The sequence below is a fragment of the Tamlana crocina genome, from assembly GCF_012037625.1.
Window position 1 is genome coordinate 1 of sequence record NZ_JAAVJS010000462.1, and the last position, 369, is coordinate 369.

General features: G+C 39.3%; 1 protein-coding gene. It reads right to left on the reverse strand.

The genetic code is table 11. The features are described 5' to 3' along the window. Nucleotides 1–30: 30 nt before the first annotated feature. A partial coding sequence (locus HC176_RS17600) for a ferritin (protein WP_167920305.1) occupies nt 31–369 on the reverse strand: 339 nt, incomplete at its 5' end.

The window sequence follows — 369 nt, forward strand, 5'->3', positions numbered from 1 at the left end:
GGCGTCCTTTTTTACTATAGAAGAATAAAGTTATTCTACGTGTTTTACTCTTTCATCGATGAGTTTAAGAGCAATACCGTCTGTGCCCATAAGGTCAAACATTTCGAGGATCCTTCTAAACTGGTTCTCTTCTTCCATTTGCTCCTGAATAAACCACTGGAGGAAATTTTCGGTCCCATAATCCATCACCTTTCGGCATTTGGTGACGATGTTATGTATGGATTTCGAGATCTGTATCTCCTGGTCTAATGCAGTTTCAAATATTTCCTGAAGAGAATTAAAGTCGTGGTTAATGTTACTTACTTCGGGAGAATAAGCGGTACCGCCGTTTTCATTGATGAACTTGAAGATCTTAAGCATATGCTCCCT